A 15,761-nucleotide genomic window follows, 5' to 3' on the forward strand; every position below is an offset into this window, starting at 1 on the left:
GTCAGATCTCCCACCGGGCGTGCAGGGTCTTCGGGCCGCGGAAACCCCAACCCCAGAACTCGACGTCCTCGGAGGTGTCCCGTTCGAGATTGGGGATGGTCTCGAGCAGCTCTTCGAGACCGATGCGGCTCACGTTGTTCGCGAAGTAGATTCCCGCGCAGGCATGCTTGCCGGCACCGAAGGCGAGGTGCGGGAGCGGCGGACGGCTCAGGTCGTAGCAGCTGGGGGCGTCGAACACGTCGATGTCGTGGTTCGCCGACCCGTAGGACAGCATCACCACCGAACCCTCGCTGATCTCGATTCCCGACACGACGGTGTCGCGCTTGGCGATACGTGCGGTGCCGGACCAGATCGGCGAGGTCCAGCGCATCCCTTCGGAGATCGCGCGGGGGATGAGTCCCGGCTCGTCCACCACGGCCTCGAACTGTTCGGGGCGGGTGAACAGGCCGGCCAGAGTGGAACTCATGGCGTGTCCCGGTTCCTGCATGGCACCGAGGAGGAAGACGTACAGCGTCGGGTAGATGTAGTCGCGATCCCGCGTCTGTCCCTCGGGCATCCCGTCGTGCAGCCAGTGCGAGATGGCGCTGTCGTCGGGATGCTCGATCCAGTGGTCGATCAGCGGATCGACGACGGAGCGGATCTCGTCCTTGGCGCGGTCGCCCTCGTCGAAACGTTCCTGGCTCAGGAAGTTTCCGTCCTCGTCCATCGCTGCGTTGGTGAACGAATCCGACAGCTTGTGGAACCATTCGCGCAGTTTGTCCGAACTGACATCCTTCAGTCCGAGCAGGTCCCCGAGCGACCGCACGCTCACGGGCTCGCAGAACTGGGCCACGAGATCGGCCCTGCCGTCGGCTTCGAACGCCTCGACGTAGCGTCGTGCGATCGGGCGGACGAGATCTTCGATCCAGCGGTCCACTTCGGCGGGCTGGAGGGCGGGTTCGACCATCGACCGCAGGTCGCGGTGGATATCGCCGTTGACGCCGATGATCGCGGGATGACCGAAGGTGCGGCCACCGGCGGGGGTGATGATGCCGTCGAAGTCGTCGCCGGCCGCGACCGCACGACACGCCTCGGTCGTGGACGCCACGTAGGCGCCGAGGACGGGCACGAAGGCGATCGGAGCTTCGGCGCGCAAGCGCTCGTAGACCGGGTACGGATTGCGCTCGAGTTCTTCCATGGTGATCTCGTCGAGCCACGAAAGGGTGCTGGTCATCGGTGTACCTCCGGGTCGGGAGCCGTCCGGCGACGGCCGGACCGTTGTTGACGTGGCCAGGACCATACGAGTCCGCCGACCGACCGGTCGATGCGCATTGCGCGGTCCCTGGACGAATCACGCGACTATGTGATCCAGGTCTCGGCAACGGTTAGTCTCGAAGGCGTGAGTGTGCGCGAGATCGAGGACTGGGACGACGCCTCGCGCGTCGTGGCGGACGTGTACTTCCCGCACCGGCTGACGGACCTCGGAAAGGTGGATCGTCCTGAGCTCGAACTGGTCTCGGCCGATCTCGGAGGCGTCACGATCGGCCGGATGAGCTGGGGAGCGGAGGTCGCGATCGAATGCGATTATCCCGGTGCCTACGAGGTGAACATTCCGCTGAGCGGGCGGCTCGAATCGCAGGGGCGCTCGGGCACTGTCGTCTCCGAACCCGGCTCGGCGACGGTCTTCCGCGCGGACACCCCGTCGCTCATCACACGGTGGGATGCCGAATGTTCGGTCCTCGGAATCAAGTTCGATCGAGATCATCTCGAACGCGAAGCGGACCGCATTCTCGGTGGTCCGTTGCGGTCGCGCCTCGAACTCCCGGACCGCCTCGATCTGCGAGGCTCGGCGCAGGAATGGCACCGTCTCGTGGCATCGCTGAGCGAGCAGCTCGCCGGGCCGACCCGGCTGCTCTCGAATCCTCTCGTGTCGGCCCAGCTCGGCGGTGCGGTCACTGCGGCGTTCGTCCTGGCGGTCGCGCCGGTCGATGACGTGTCACCGGCACCCCGCCCGGGCATGGTTCGGCGGGTGTTGAACGCTCTGCAGGAGGATCCGGGTCGCGTCTGGACGGCAGCCGACATGGCGGAGATCGCCGGGACGAGCGTGCGCAGGTTGCAGGAGGCATTCTCCGAGTACGTGGGCAGCAGTCCGTCCGCGTGCCTGCGCGACATCCGGCTCGATCGCGCCCACGCGGATCTCGCTGCCGGGGGAACAACGGTGGCAGATGTAGCTTTTCGGTGGGGTTTCAGCCATCCGGGACGTTTCGCCGCCGCCTTCCGGAAGCGGTACGGCGTCACCCCCACGGAGGTCCTGAGGGGGTGAGCGCATGCGGACACGGACGCACGCAGGCGGGTGACGACCTCGTGGTCGTCACCCGCTCGTGCGTCCTCCCCGAACTGCTCAGCCGAACCAGAGGATCGGGGTGGGCCGATCGAACGACAACTCGGGGAAGTCGTCGTCCGCGACCGGCGTCCGCAGCCGCCGCTCGACGTAGTCCAGGCCGTTGCTGCGCATGTACTCGATGCAGGACACCGTGTACCCGACGGGGTCCGTGCGCGTACCGACGATGGGGCGGAACAGATTCGGGAATCCGTGCACCGTCAGGGCATCGCGCTCGAGCGCGGCGCCGTCTCGGCCCTGCAATGTGAGACCGCCGTGTCCGTCGACGACGAACTTCGCTCGGCCGACGACGGTGCCACCGATGAGGATCTCCCACCGATGGTCGATGTCGTCGTAGCGGACGGCGCTCGCGGTGCCGATCTCGTGGACCGCCAGCCGTAGCTCGTCGCGCAACCGGGCCGAGACCCGCTGGGAGGCGAAGGAGCGTCCGAGGACCACTGCGTCGAATTCCGGTGCAGGGGGATGGGACACGGAGTTCGAAGCGGTCGTGGTCATCTCGGACGCTCCTTCGCGGTGGGTGGATGTTGGGGCCGCGCGCGGGCGGGCAGGGGAACGGAGATCATCCGCCCGCGCGCGGAGTGCGGGTTTCTACTTGTAGAACGCGCTGACGTCGGCGTTGCCGATCAGGTCGGGCACGGTCCAGCCGTCGAGGTCGTATTCGCTCATGAACTGCTCCGCGAAGCCCTTCATGGAGGCGACGTCGCCACGGCTCTCGGCCGCGAACAGCAGCTCGGCCTTGACGTTCTCGTGATTGCCGGCGTAGTTCCGTTCGTACAGCTCGTGGCGGCCACCGAACTCGGAGCCGATCGAATCCCACAGCGCCTTCATGACCTTCACGCGGTCGACCGCCTGGATGCCGTCCGAGCCACGGACGTACTTGTCGAGATACGGACGCACGTCGGGGTTCTTGAAGTCGGCGGCGGACGAGGGCAGGTAGATCAGGCCCGAAGCGACGTCCTGTTCGATGATCTCCTTGATGCGGGGGTAGCCCTGCATCGCGAACATCCGGTAGGTGAGGCCGTATTCGAGCTTGGGGATCACGGTGCCGTCGATCCACGGCTCCGGGTTGTTGACCATCGAGTCGGTGAGCGACCAGAACAGGTTGCGCCATCCGATGACCTCGCCGACGCGGGTCTGCACGCCCCGGAATCCGCCGGCGCCGGTGGCGTCGAGGGCCTTCATGAGCAGACCGGCGATGAAGTCGAGCTTGACCGCGAGTCGCGTGCAGCCCTGGAGGGTGAAGCGCTGGAGGAAGCCGGAGCCACCGAGGAAGTTGTTGATCTTGTCGACGTCCCCGTACATGAAGACGTTCTCCCAGGGCACGAGTACCTTGTCGAAGATGAAGATCGCGTCGTTCTCGTCCATCCGCGACGACAGCGGGTAGTCGAACGGCGAGCCGACGACGTTCGCGTTCTGCGAGTAGGAGGCGCGCGAGATGAGCTTGATGCCGGGTGCGTCCATCGGCACCGTGCAGATCAGCGCGAATTCCTTCTTCTTGATCGGCAGACCGTAGTGGGCGATGAAGTTGTAGTTCGTGATGGCCGAGCCGGTCGCGACGACCTTGGCGCCGGAGACGATGAGGCCGGCGTCGGTCTCCTTCTCGACCTTCATGAACACGTCGCCGACCTGGTCCGGCGGCAGCTGGCGGTCGACCGGCGGGTTGATGATCGCATGGTTCCAGTACAGGACCTTCTCCTGCGATTCGCGGTACCAGCGCTTCGCGTTGTCCTGGAAGGGCGAGTAGAACTCGTCGTTCGCACCGAGCGTGCCGAGGAAGGACGCCTTGTAGTCGGGGCTGCGGCCCATCCAGCCGTAGGTCAGCCGCGCCCAGGTGGCGATGGCGTCGCGGTCGGCCCGCAGGTCGTCCGCGGACTTCGGGGTCCGGAAGAACGGCATGGTCACGCCGCCGTTGCCGGTGTCGGTCGGGGTGGTGAGGGTGTTGACGTGCTCGCCGGTGTGCAGGGCGTCGTAGAGACGCGCGGTCATCCGGATCGAGTTGCGGAAGGCCGGATGGTTGGTGAAGTCCTTGACGCGCTCACCGTGCAGGTAGATCTCGCGGCCATCGTCGATGGAGGCGATGTACTCGTCGCCCGTCATGGGCTTCGATGCGAAGTTCTGCTGCTTGTTGGCCGGGGAGTCGGCGGCGACGTTCACCTTCGAACGGTCGAGGGTGTCGGTGGGCCGGGGCTCGGTGGTGGTCATGGAATGTCTCCTTGTCCGGTGGGAGTGAAGTTTCAGGCGTGGGTGGCGAGTGCGTGGAACGGCACGAAACGGGTCTGGGAGTCGAACCAGCCGCTGTGCGGGTCGTCCAGGCAGCCGTTCCACGCAGTCGACGTGCTCGGCGCACCGAGATCGTGGAAAGTACTGCGGTAGAACAGAAGCGGGTCAGCGGTCTCGTCGAATGTCGCGTCGACGATTTCGCCGATGTAGATGACGTGGTCGCCGCCGTCGTACTCCCGCCAGGGCTTGCAGGACAGCGTCGCGGCGGTACCGGCGAGGATCGGTGCGGTGGGTCCCTGTTCCCACACCGGTTCGGGCGACTGGGGCCGGCCGGCGAAGTGCAGGGCGGTGCCGAGCTGGTCGGCTGCAAGGATGTTGACGGCGAATGGCGCGTCGGACAGGAATCCGCAGGCCTTCGACGTCCGGGTCAGGGTGACCTGGCACAGGCGCGGTTCGAGTGAAATGGCCGTGAACGCGGTGACGGTCGCGCCGTGCGGCTCCCCGTCGCTGTTCGCGCAGGTGATGACGGTGACGCCGCTCGCGAACTGTCCGAAGATGTTGCGGAGTGTGCGCTGATCCATGTCTGCGTCCTCCTGTCCGGTGCGTGGTGATGGACTTCGATTCGATGTGACACAGACCATATGGACGTCGAGAAGCTTGTGCGATCCGGTGAGCGCGGTCACTATCCACCTAGCGCGACGAGTGGGCCGAAGGGCCCTGTTTGCCTGGGGCCGTGTTCCGCATCACACTGGATCGCACGCGCTCGAATCACACGGATGCGCAGGTCGGGACGCCGACGACGAGCTGGAAACGAAGGTGAGGGGCCGATGGCAATGGAGCCGACTCCGGGGCCGGTCGAATGGGAAGAGGTGGAAGAGGTCGTTTCGAATGCCTATTTCGAGCACGACCTGACGCCGCTCGACGACGTCGCGCCCTCGCTCCGGCTCCGCACGCTGCCGCTCGGGCCGATCCGTCTCGCGCGCATCGGCTGGGGAGCGGCGGTGTCGATCCGAAGCGAGCATCCCGGGGCGTACGCGGTGAACATTCCGCTCTCCGGTCGGATCGCCGCCGGAAACGGCGTGGTGTCGGAGGTCGGTCACGCCGCCGTCTTCCGCCCCGACATCGCAGCTCCGGAGCAGAAGTGGACGAACGACTGCGAGATCGTCGGGATCAAGCTCGAACGCGACTATCTGCAGCGCGAGATGTCGCGCATCCTCGCCCGTCCCGATCTGCAGCTTCCGAGCCGGGTGGATCTGACGACCCCGGCGGGGGAGAGTTGGATGACGCTGTTGCGTTCGATTGTGGAACAGCTCAAAGCGGACGAATCGCTGTGGCGGAATCCGCTTGTCGCGGAGCAACTGTCGGGCGCTCTGACCACCTCGTTCATCCTTGCGGTCATGCCGGAGGACACGGATCCGACCGGAGGTGCGCGTCCGCGCATCATCAAGCGCGTCCTCGATCGGCTGCACGAGGATCCCGCCTCGGCGTGGACCACCGCCGAGATGGCGGAGGTGGCCGGTGTCAGCGTGCGGCGCCTACAGGAGGGATTCCGTGAGTATCTCGGGGTGTGCCCGCGGGACTATCTGCTCGACCTGCGCCTCGAGCGCATCCACGAGGAACTCGCGGTGGGTGACGCGGCAGAACTGTCGGTCACCGATGTGGCGCTCAAATGGGGCATCACCCATACCGGCCGGTTCGCGGCGGCCTACAAGCGCAAGTACGGGGTCGCGCCGTCGGCGACCTTGCGTGGATGAGGTGGGCCGCTCTCAGTGGTGGCGGTAGCCGAGTTCGCTGCTGAGCCGCTCTGCGCAATCCACCACCCGTTTCGCGGTGAGATCGCGGAACGAGTCGAGAGTGTGCCGGCCGGTCGACGTCGAACATGCGAGCACTCCGACCGCGTGGCCCGTGGGGTCGAAGACGGGCGCGGCGATCGTGATGAGCCCTTCTTCGAGTTCTGCGGCGGTGATCGCGTATCCCCGACTGCGTACCTGGGCGAGCTCGGCGCGCAGGTCGGCCGGGTTGTCGATCGTCGCGCTCGTGAGTCGCTCGAAGTGTGTCCGGTCGAGTACGTGATCCACCTGTTCGCGCGGTGACCAGGCCAGGAGTGCCCGGCCCATCGAGGTGGCATAGGCGGGGACCCGGGTGCCCACGGACACGTTGATGCTCATGATCCTGCGGACCGGAACGCGCGCCGCGTAGACCACCTCGGTGCCGTCGAGCACACCGAGCGACGCCGATTCGTTGGCGTATTCCGCGATCTCGACGAGTTTGGGGAGCGCCGAGTCCACGAGGGTGTGGGACGCGGTGTAGTGCTGACCGATGCTGAGCACGCGCGGGGTGAGCGACCATCGTGTCCCGCGTGAGGTGACGTAGCCGAGCCTCTGCAGTGTCAGCAGGATGCGTCGAACTGCCGGTCGAGACAGCTCGGTCTTGGCTGCGAGTTCGGCGAGTGAGGGATTGGGGTCCTCGTCGTCGAAAGCGTGCAATACCGCAAAACCGCGTTCGATGCTCTGGATGAAGTCCCGTTCGCTGCTAGGACCATTACCTAGGTCGATGCTCGACATCCCGCCTCCTACCTGCGCACTCGCCTATGGTGCCCGATCCGGTGTTGACAAGCCGTGTGACACCACGCACAGTATGTGGTGTACGCACTGCGATACACAAGTACGCACAGCGTACCGACCGGTGATCACCGCAGCCCCCGTGTCGCACCGGCCCCGCACTTTCCGATAGTTCAGCCCTTCACGAGGAGAGCCATGACCACCATGGAGAACCCCACCGCTCACGGGTCCGGCAATGCTGCGACCGACAAGTTCAAGTCCGAGCGGGTCACGTCCGATACCTCGGTCGAGCGCGCGTCGGCGATCTACAAAGACCTGCTCGAAGCGCTCGCCGGCATCGTCGACAAGCACCAGGTGACCTACGACGAGTACCGCGTGCTCAAGCAGTGGCTCATCGACGTGGGCGAGTACGGCGAGTGGCCGTTGTGGCTGGACGTCTTCCTCGAGCACGAGATCGAGAAGGTGCACTACAACCGCAAGGGCTTCACCGGCACCAAGGGCTCCATCGAAGGCCCCTACTACGTCCCGGACAGCCCCAAGCTCCCGTCGAAGTGCACGATGCCGATGCGCGAGAAGGACAAGGTCGCACCGCCGCTGATCTTCAAGGGCCAGGTCACCGACCTCGAGGGCAACGGTCTGCCCGGCGCCACCGTCGAGCTGTGGCACGCGGACGAAGAGGGCTACTACTCGCAGTTCGCCCCCGGCATCCCCGAGTGGAACCTGCGCGGCACCGTCGAGGTGGACGAGAACGGCAACTTCGAGATCACCACGCTCAAGCCGGCTCCCTACCAGATCCCGTCCGACGGCCCGACCGGCTGGTTCATCAAGTCCTACGGCGGGCACCCGTGGCGTCCCGCCCACCTGCACCTGATGGTGAAGGCCCCCGGCAAGCGCGCCATCACCACCCAGCTGTACTTCCAGGGCGGCGAGTGGGTCGAGGACGATGTCGCAACGGCCGTCAAGCCCGAGCTCATTCTGGACCCGCAGCCCAACGCCGACGGCATCGCCGAAGTGACCTACAACTTCGTGCTCGACCCGGAAGCGTGATCCGGACCGCGGATGCGGCCTGATCAACCCGAATGAGAGTGCGGTTCGCATCGTGAATGCCGGTGTCCCTCTGGGGCACCGGCATTCATGCTGAATGCGCGGCGGCCTACCCCCTGTCACACCCCGATCCGATTGTGAGCAATTCCGATGTCCGACCCCGATCTGAAGATCGCCTCCGTCACCACGACGATCATCGACGTACCGCTGATCCGACCCCACAAGTTCGCCACCACCACCGCGGAAGCGCAGCCGATCCTGCTCGTCGCGGTGACCACCGAAGGCGGCGTCACCGGTTACGGTGAGGGCGTCGTGCCGGGCGGACCGTGGTGGGGCGGCGAATCGGTCGAGACGATGCAGCAGATCGTCGACCGCTACATCGGGCCCTACATCATCGGGCGTGGAGTCGACGAGATCAGCGGCGTCATGGTCGATATCGAGCGCATCGTCGCCAACGCGCGATTCGCGAAGGCCGCCGTCGACGTAGCGATGCACGACGCATGGGGACGCGCGCTGGGTGTGCCGGTCGCTTCGCTGCTCGGCGGCGCCTTCCGGACCGGCGTCGACGTGCGGTGGGCGCTCGGCGCCGCGCCCCTCGAAGAGATCGTCGAGGAGGTCACCCACAAGCGTGAGCAGCGCCTGAACTACTCCTTCAAGCTCAAAATGGGTGCGCTCGACCCGGTAGTCGACACCGATCGTGTCGTCAAGATCGTCGAGGCGTTCGGCGGCGAGGTCGGATTCAGCATCGACGTCAACGCCCGCTGGGACCGCTTCACCGCGCTGCGCCACGTCCCGCAGCTCGTCGACGGCGGTGTCGAACTCATCGAACAGCCCACTCCCGCAGATCAACTCGACGTGCTCGCCGAGATCAACCGACGCGTCTCGGCGCCGGTGATGGCCGACGAGTCCGTGCAGACCCCGCACGACGCGTACGAGGTGGCCAAGCTGGGCGCCGCCGACGTCGTCGCGCTCAAGACCACCAAGTGCGGCGGACTGCAGCGCAGCAAGCAGGTCGTCGCCGTCGCGAAGGCAGCCGGCCTGCGGTGCCACGGCGCAACCTCCATCGAAGGTCCCATCGGGACCGCCGCGTCCATCCACTTCGCGTGCGCCGAACCGGGGATCGACTACGGCACCGAACTGTTCGGTCCGCAGCTGTTCGCCGTCGAACTGCTGCAGAAGCCGCTCGACTACTCCGAGGGGCAGGTGCACCTGCCCGAGGGGCCGGGACTCGGCGTCGAACTCGACATGGACGTCGTGAAGAAGTACGCGCGTTCCTGATCCGCGCTCTCGTCAGAACAGAAGAAGGAGAAACATCATGGCACTGTTCCACGTTCGGATGGATGTCGACATCCCCCGCGATCTCGACCCCGACGTGCGCGCCGAGACCGTCGCGAAGGAGAAGGCCTACAGCCAGGATCTCCAGCGCCAGGGCAAGTGGCGGGAGATCTGGCGGATCGTCGGCCAGTACAGCAACATCTCGATCTTCGACGTCGAGTCGGCCGACGAACTGCACGAGATCCTGTGGAACCTGCCGCTGTTCCCCTACATGAACATCGAGGTCATGCCGTTGACGAAGCACGGCTCCGACATCAAGTGACCCTCGGCGCCGGCGCGTGGCTCATACTCGGGATATGAGCCTGCCGCTGCGCGACGTCTACGCCGAGCCGACCCTCGCCGACCTGATGCCGTCGGTGCTCTCGTCCGCGGGGGTCGCCGGTGAGACCAACCGACTCGATCTCACCCCCGTCGATCACACCGTCGTCCTGCTCGTCGACGGAATGGGGTGGGAACTGCTGCAGCGCAACGCGAAAGCAGCTCCGTATCTGACGCAGGCGCCGGGGAGCCCGATGCGTGCCGGCTTCCCGACGACCACGGCCGTCAGCCTCGCCTCCCTCGGGACGGGACTGCCCTCCGGCCTCCACGGCATCACCGGCTACCAGTCGTACGTCGACGAGATCGAGGCCCCGGTCAACTGGCTCCGCTGGACCCTCGCCGGAACCGCGATCGACCAGCGCGACGATCTTGTCCCCGAGACCGTGCAGCCCCACCCGACGGTGTTCGAACGCGGCCGCGAGGCGGGCCTGACCGTCACCACCGTCGTGCCGAAGGCCTTCGAGGGCAGCGGCCTCACCCGGGCCGTGCTGCGCGGCGGCAACTTCGTCGGGGTCTCCGCCTACGGCGATCTGCTCGCCCAGGTCGTCGCCGCGGTGAGCGCCGGCGACCGCAGTCTCGTCTACTGCTACATCGGCGAGGTCGACACCCTCGGGCACGTCTACGGGCCGGAGTCCGCGGCATGGCTCGCGCAACTCACGGTGGTCGATCGTTTCGTCGAGCAACTCGCCGACGCGCTGCCGGCCGGCACCCGCCTGCTCGTCACCGCCGATCACGGCATGGTCGACGCCTCGCGCGGTCGCCGCATCGACTTCGACCACACCCCCGGTCTCGGTGAGGACGTCACCGTCATCGCCGGGGAACCGCGGTGCCGCCACATCTACACCGACCACGTCGACCGGGTCCTCGAACGCTGGCGCAACGAACTCGGCGACCACGCGTGGGTCGGCACCCGCGACGACGCGTTCGCGGCGTGCCTGTTCGGATCCGATCCCGATCCGGCGCTGACCAAGCGGATCGGCGACATCGTGGCCGTCGGACGCGGCGAATCGACGGTGATCCGCAGCGACGGCGAGCAGGTCATGTCGAACCTTCCCGGGCAGCACGGGGCGTTGACCGACGAGGAACTGCTCGTGCCGCTGCTGCGGATCGGGTGACGCGTTCGAGGTCCGGGGCCGCCGGGTGTCGGAACTCTCGATGCCCGAAACATATCGGTCACATAGTGTGTGCACATGCGTACCGATGCGGTGACCTGGCACGACCGCAGCAGCAGGGTCGCGCTGATCCTCCTGTGGGTGGTCCGGATCCTCTTCAAGCCGATTCTGAGTCTCTGGCCGAGCAACGACTTCGGCATCGCCGTGCTCGGCCGGCTGTCGTGGGTGGTCGACAGGATCACGCCCACGCCGCGCGCCGTGCATGTCACGCCGACCGAACTCGGCGGAGTGCCCGGTGAGCGGATCATCTCCCCGAAGCCGGTCGACGACCCGCTCGACGACGCCACCATCCTCTACTTCCACGGCGGAGGCTTCATCTTCTGCGGCCCGTCCACCCACCGTCAGCTGTGCGTGCAGCTCGCGCTCGACTCCGGCGCCCCGGTGTACTCGATGGACTACCGGCAGGTGCCCGCCGTGCCGATCGCAGGTTCGGTGCAGGACGCGATGAACGCGTACACGGCTCTGCTCGAGGTGGCCGACGACCCGACCCGCATCGTCGTCGGAGGCGACTCGGCCGGCGGTTATCTCGCGGCGAAGGTCGCCGAACTCGCCGCGCGTCGCGGCATCCAGCGACCGGCCGCGGTGATCGGCTACTCGCCGCTGCTCAACCTCGACCTCGACAAGCACGACCCGAAGTACATGGCGAGGGACGCCTACCTGCCCATCAAGGCACTCGGGAAGATCAGTCCGCGCTGGTTCGCCGGCGAGGAGGCGATCGAGGGCGAGAGGAACCCCGTCGACGCCGATCCGGCGCTGTTCCCTCCGATGTTCATGTGTGCCGCCGAATACGAGCTGACCAGGCCGGACGTGGAGATCATGACCGAGCGACTCGCGTCGGCGGGACGCACCGTGGAGACACATCTGTGGCGCGGGCAGATCCACGCGTGGCCGGTCCTGGCCCGCGCGATCCCCGAGGCCATGGAACTGATCGGGCTCAGCACCCGGTTCGCGCGACGCGCGATCGTCGCCGTGGACGACGCCGCCTGAGCGCTCACAGGTTGGTGTCGGGCGGCTCCGGGCTCTCGGGCAGTCCGGCGCCGTGGCCGTCCCCGTCGCGCGGCGGACAGTTTCCGCCGACGGCGTAGGACGTCATCGACAGCGATCCGTATTCGACACCGTCGACGAGGGTCGCCGGTTGCTCCCCGGACTCGGCGGCCAGACCCGCGACATACAGCAACGGCAGGAAATGGTCGGGGGTCGGCACCGCGTGCCGGAAATCGGGGTGCTCACCCAGCGCCGCGGCGTCACCGGGACGGTCGCGCAGGACGGCGAAAGCGTCCTCGTCGAATCGATGTGCCCAATCGAACCCCGCGGCCGGGCGTCGCGGATCCATCGCGCCGAGATTGTGGACGACGTTGCCGCTCGCGACGATCAACACCCCGCGGTCGCGGAGTCCGGCGAGACGGGCCCCGAGTTCGACGTGGTAATCGAGCGACTTGTAGGCGTTGAGACTGAGCTGGACCACCGGGACATCCGCCTCCGGGAAGGCGTGGGTGAGCACCGACCAGGTCCCATGGTCGATACCCCACGAGTCGACGTCGGCACCCACCCACGTCGGATGGACGAGATCGGCGATCTCCTCCGCCAGTTCCGGAGCACCCGGCGCCGGATACTCGACGTCGAACAACTCCTGCGGGAACCCGAAGAAGTCGTGGATCGTGCGCGGCGACCGCATCGCAGTCACCGCGGTGGCATTGATGAACCAGTGGGCGGAGATCGCCAGGATCGCGCGGGGCGTCGGCACGGATCGCCCGAACGCCGCCCAGGCCTGCGTGTACCGATTCGATTCGAGCGCGTTGAGCGGACTGCCGTGGCCGACGAACGCGACCGGCATGCGTGACGACATCACTCCTCCTCTCAGCTGTCGAGCCGGACCTTCAACCAACCCGTCAGATCGTCGAGCACACGGTCCTTCTCCGGCTCGTTGAACACCTCGTGGTACAGCCCGTCGTACAACTTCAGCGTCAGATCCTTCGAACCCGCGTGGTCGGCGATGAGCTGTGCCCCGGCCGGATCGGCGAGAGCGTCGGCGGTTCCGTGCATGATCAACAGCGGCAGCGTCAGATTCGGGAGGCGCCGCTCGAGGCTCTGCTCGTTGAGCACCAGCACCCGCGCGAGCCCGGCGGGCACGAGACCGTGGTACACGAGCGGATCGGCGTCGTACGCCGCGACCACCGCGGGATCGCGCGAGACCGCCTTGCTGTCGAGCTTCTGCACCGGCACACCCGGCAGGAAACGCCCGATCAGCTTGCCGATCTCCACGACCGGCTTCGGTGTGCCCGACGTGACGATCACCGCTGGCCCCGACAACACGAGCGCGTCGAGCCGGTCCTGATGGTCGAGCGCGTAGGCCAGAGCGATCGCGCCGCCCATCGAGTGACCGAGCATGAAGACCGGCAGACCGGGATGCGCATGGGTCGCCAGATCGATCAGGCTGTCGAGGTCGTCGGTGAACTCGCGCATCTCCTGGGCGCGCACACGCTTGCCGCCCGACCGTCCGTGACCGCGATGGTCGGGGGAGTACACGACGAGACCGAGATCGGCGAGGCGCGCGACGACGTGGTCGTAGCGACGCGCATGCTCACCCAGTCCGTGGCTGAGGATCAGCACGCCGGTGGGAGCCTCCGGCGACCACACGTCGTACACGATCGGGATCGCGCCGACGCCGGTGAACGACGATTCGGTGTGCTCCATGAGCGCCTCCTGCGGCCTCGTCGACAGCTGTTCTTCGCATCCTCGCACGAGTACCGGTCCGCGGAGGCACTCCGCGATCGCAGCCGGAAATTCGATTGACGGTGGTCGGGCGCTCGGTACCCTGGAGATCATGATCCAGGCGCTCTACTTCCACTGACGACACCCACTCCGCGACTCGGGACGTACTCCGAGGTCGCGGTTCGAGCCGTACCCGAATGCGGCCGAGTGTCCGGCCGTTCGTCAGCGAGCGCATCCTTCCACCCGTGATCCGGGGACGAGTGCGCCTCCGCACGGAGGAAACCACATGACCATCAGCATCACCCTGCCCCGGCGCTCCCGCGCCCAACTCGGCGCCGTCGACGTCCACCTCGCCCGTGACGGCCATCCCGTCCTGCGCGGCGTCGACCTCGCGGTCACACCGGGGTCCCGGCTCGGCGTCGTCGGAGAGAACGGACGCGGCAAGTCCACGCTGCTGCACGTCCTCGCCGGCCGTCTCGAACCGGACTCGGGGACCGTGCGTCGGTTCGGCTCGTTCGGCATCGCCGAGCAGGAGATGACCGTCGCGCAGGGGCGCACCGTCGGCGATCTCGTCGACATCGAGCTGGCGCACGTCCGCGCGGCTCTGCGAGCGCTCGACGAGAGCACCGCAGCGCTCGCCGACGAGCGTCCGGGCGCCGCCGACGCGTACGCGGACGCCCTGGAGATCGCCGAGCAACTCGACGCGTGGGACGCCGACCGCCGGGTCGACACCGCCCTCGAAGCGCTCGGCGCCGTCACCGACCGTTCGCGACCTTTGGCGGAGATGTCGGTCGGGCAGCGCTACCGTGTGCGCCTGGCCGCACTGCTCGGCGCCGAACACGATTTCCTGCTGCTCGACGAGCCGACCAACCATCTCGACGCGTCGGGACTCGACTATCTCACCGAACGCCTGCAGCAGACCCGCAGCGGCGTGATCCTCGTCAGCCACGACCGCGCCCTGCTGACCGATGTCGCCACGTCGATCCTCGACCTGAACCCGAGCCGCGACGGTCGTCCGCGCCTGTACGGCGGGGGATATGCCGGCTTCCGGACGGGACGCGAGGCCGAATACGCCCGCTGGGTCAGCGAATACGCCCGGGAGCAGGCCGAGCGGGCCCGGCTGGAGTCCGATCTCGAATCCGCGCAGGATCGGCTCGTCACCGGCTGGCGGCCGGAGAAGGGCACCGGCAAGCACCAGCGTGCCACCCGTGCGCCGGCGCTCGTGCAGTCGGTGCACCGCCGTCAGGAAGCGCTGGACGACCACGCGGTGGCGGTACCGGTACCGCCGCTGCAGTTCTCGATGCCGGCGCTCGGTGCGGAGGCCGACGGGATCGACCCGGACACACCGTTGGTGCGCGTCGAGGACGTCATGGTGCGCGGCCGGCTCGACCGTCCGGTCAGCCTGGCCGTCCTCGCCGGTTCGCGGCTCGTCATCACCGGACCCAACGGCGCCGGCAAGTCGACGCTGCTCGCAGTGCTCGCCGGTGAGGTCGAACCGACGGCGGGAACCCGCGAGAGCGATTCCGTCGTGCGGATCGGGCGGCTCGCCCAGGAGTCGCCGGCACCGTCGGCGGCGCGGGTACAGCAGGTCTACGACGCGCACGTCGGCGAACTGATCGTCGCCGGGCTCGTCCCCGACCAGGGAGCCGTCGAGCTCGACGAACTCAGACTGTTCACCGAACGCGACCTCGGCAAGCGGGTCCGCGACCTGTCGATGGGACAGCAACGACGCCTCGACCTGGCGATGGTGCTCGCCGCACGACCGCACGTGCTGCTCCTCGACGAGCCCACCAACCACCTGTCGATCACGTTGGTGGACGAACTGACCGACGCCCTGGGGGCGACCGACGCTGCGGTCGCCGTGGCCACCCACGACCGGCAGATGCGACGCGACATCGCCCACTGGCCGCACCTGGCTCTGGGGCTCGCCCCGAAGGAATGCACCCGAAAGGGACTGAAGACATGAGCGTCCGGGTGCCGCGGAGTTGTTCACCGCAGGGACCACCGCAGCGACGCGCG

At 67.3% G+C, this 15,761-nt stretch carries 15 protein-coding genes; 8 read left to right on the forward strand and 7 right to left on the reverse strand.

Annotated features, from left to right (window positions below; translation table 11 throughout):
- Position 1: 1 nt before the first annotated feature.
- A complete protein-coding gene (locus ACNJ7K_RS08190) occupies positions 2-1,213 on the reverse strand; it encodes a cytochrome P450 (protein ID WP_230791885.1) in 1,212 nt (403 codons plus the stop codon).
- A 165-nt stretch (positions 1,214-1,378) separates the two neighbouring features.
- Here ACNJ7K_RS08190 and ACNJ7K_RS08195 point away from each other — a divergent pair, with 165 nt between their 5' ends.
- Positions 1,379-2,302 (forward strand): AraC family transcriptional regulator, encoded by a 924-nt coding sequence (locus tag ACNJ7K_RS08195; protein ID WP_230791886.1) that lies wholly within the window; start codon positions 1,379-1,381, stop codon positions 2,300-2,302.
- A 78-nt stretch (positions 2,303-2,380) separates the two neighbouring features.
- Here the strand turns inward: ACNJ7K_RS08195 and ACNJ7K_RS08200 are convergent, their stop codons facing one another.
- The 3 genes from ACNJ7K_RS08200 to ACNJ7K_RS08210 form a co-directional block, all read right to left on the reverse strand.
- Positions 2,381-2,875 carry a hypothetical protein gene (locus tag ACNJ7K_RS08200; RefSeq protein ID WP_159417265.1) on the reverse strand — a complete coding sequence of 165 codons (495 nt, stop codon included), beginning with the start codon at positions 2,873-2,875 and terminating at the stop codon, positions 2,381-2,383.
- A 93-nt stretch (positions 2,876-2,968) separates the two neighbouring features.
- A complete protein-coding gene (locus ACNJ7K_RS08205) occupies positions 2,969-4,582 on the reverse strand; it encodes a 4-hydroxyphenylacetate 3-hydroxylase family protein (RefSeq protein WP_120280743.1) in 1,614 nt (537 codons plus the stop codon).
- Between the two features lie 32 nt (positions 4,583-4,614).
- A complete protein-coding gene (locus tag ACNJ7K_RS08210) occupies positions 4,615-5,181 on the reverse strand; it encodes a flavin reductase family protein (RefSeq protein ID WP_120280742.1) in 567 nt (188 codons plus the stop codon).
- A gap of 252 nt (positions 5,182-5,433) precedes the next feature.
- Here ACNJ7K_RS08210 and ACNJ7K_RS08215 point away from each other — a divergent pair, with 252 nt between their 5' ends.
- On the forward strand, positions 5,434-6,354 hold the full coding sequence (locus tag ACNJ7K_RS08215; RefSeq protein ID WP_230791895.1) for an AraC family transcriptional regulator: 921 nt from the start codon (positions 5,434-5,436) through the stop codon (positions 6,352-6,354).
- A gap of 12 nt (positions 6,355-6,366) precedes the next feature.
- Here the strand turns inward: ACNJ7K_RS08215 and ACNJ7K_RS08220 are convergent, their stop codons facing one another.
- The gene (locus ACNJ7K_RS08220; RefSeq protein WP_037189706.1) at positions 6,367-7,164 is read right to left on the reverse strand and encodes an IclR family transcriptional regulator domain-containing protein; all 798 of its coding nucleotides are present in this window, start codon (positions 7,162-7,164) and stop codon (positions 6,367-6,369) included.
- A gap of 192 nt (positions 7,165-7,356) precedes the next feature.
- On the opposite strand from ACNJ7K_RS08220, the gene catA reads away from it, so the two are divergent.
- The 5 genes from catA to ACNJ7K_RS08245 all read left to right on the forward strand — a co-directional run bounded on the left by catA (position 7,357) and on the right by ACNJ7K_RS08245 (position 12,017).
- On the forward strand, positions 7,357-8,208 hold the full coding sequence (gene catA / locus ACNJ7K_RS08225; protein ID WP_016691166.1) for a catechol 1,2-dioxygenase: 852 nt from the start codon (positions 7,357-7,359) through the stop codon (positions 8,206-8,208).
- Between the two features lie 147 nt (positions 8,209-8,355).
- Entirely contained in the window at positions 8,356-9,483 is a 1,128-nt protein-coding gene (locus tag ACNJ7K_RS08230; protein ID WP_120280740.1) for a muconate/chloromuconate family cycloisomerase, read from the forward strand.
- Positions 9,484-9,520: 37 nt separating this feature from the next.
- A complete protein-coding gene (gene catC / locus ACNJ7K_RS08235) occupies positions 9,521-9,802 on the forward strand; it encodes a muconolactone Delta-isomerase (RefSeq protein WP_006553167.1) in 282 nt (93 codons plus the stop codon).
- 34 nt (positions 9,803-9,836) lie between these two features.
- A complete protein-coding gene (locus ACNJ7K_RS08240; RefSeq protein ID WP_016691168.1) occupies positions 9,837-10,973 on the forward strand; it encodes an alkaline phosphatase family protein in 1,137 nt (378 codons plus the stop codon).
- 75 nt (positions 10,974-11,048) lie between these two features.
- Positions 11,049-12,017, forward strand: coding sequence for an alpha/beta hydrolase (locus tag ACNJ7K_RS08245; RefSeq protein ID WP_016691169.1), 969 nt, complete (start codon positions 11,049-11,051; stop codon positions 12,015-12,017).
- A 4-nt stretch (positions 12,018-12,021) separates the two neighbouring features.
- Here the strand turns inward: ACNJ7K_RS08245 and ygiD are convergent, their stop codons facing one another.
- A complete protein-coding gene (gene ygiD, locus ACNJ7K_RS08250) occupies positions 12,022-12,864 on the reverse strand; it encodes a 4,5-DOPA-extradiol-dioxygenase (RefSeq protein WP_159419094.1) in 843 nt (280 codons plus the stop codon).
- Between the two features lie 23 nt (positions 12,865-12,887).
- The gene (locus ACNJ7K_RS08255) at positions 12,888-13,724 is read right to left on the reverse strand and encodes an alpha/beta hydrolase (protein ID WP_268654819.1); all 837 of its coding nucleotides are present in this window, start codon (positions 13,722-13,724) and stop codon (positions 12,888-12,890) included.
- A 304-nt stretch (positions 13,725-14,028) separates the two neighbouring features.
- Here ACNJ7K_RS08255 and ACNJ7K_RS08260 point away from each other — a divergent pair, with 304 nt between their 5' ends.
- The gene (locus tag ACNJ7K_RS08260) at positions 14,029-15,708 is read left to right on the forward strand and encodes an ABC-F family ATP-binding cassette domain-containing protein (protein ID WP_487041463.1); all 1,680 of its coding nucleotides are present in this window, start codon (positions 14,029-14,031) and stop codon (positions 15,706-15,708) included.
- The last annotated feature ends 53 nt before the right edge of the window (positions 15,709-15,761 follow it).

Source organism: Rhodococcus shunpengi, assembly GCF_048381395.1.
Taxonomy (GTDB): domain Bacteria; phylum Actinomycetota; class Actinomycetes; order Mycobacteriales; family Mycobacteriaceae; genus Rhodococcus.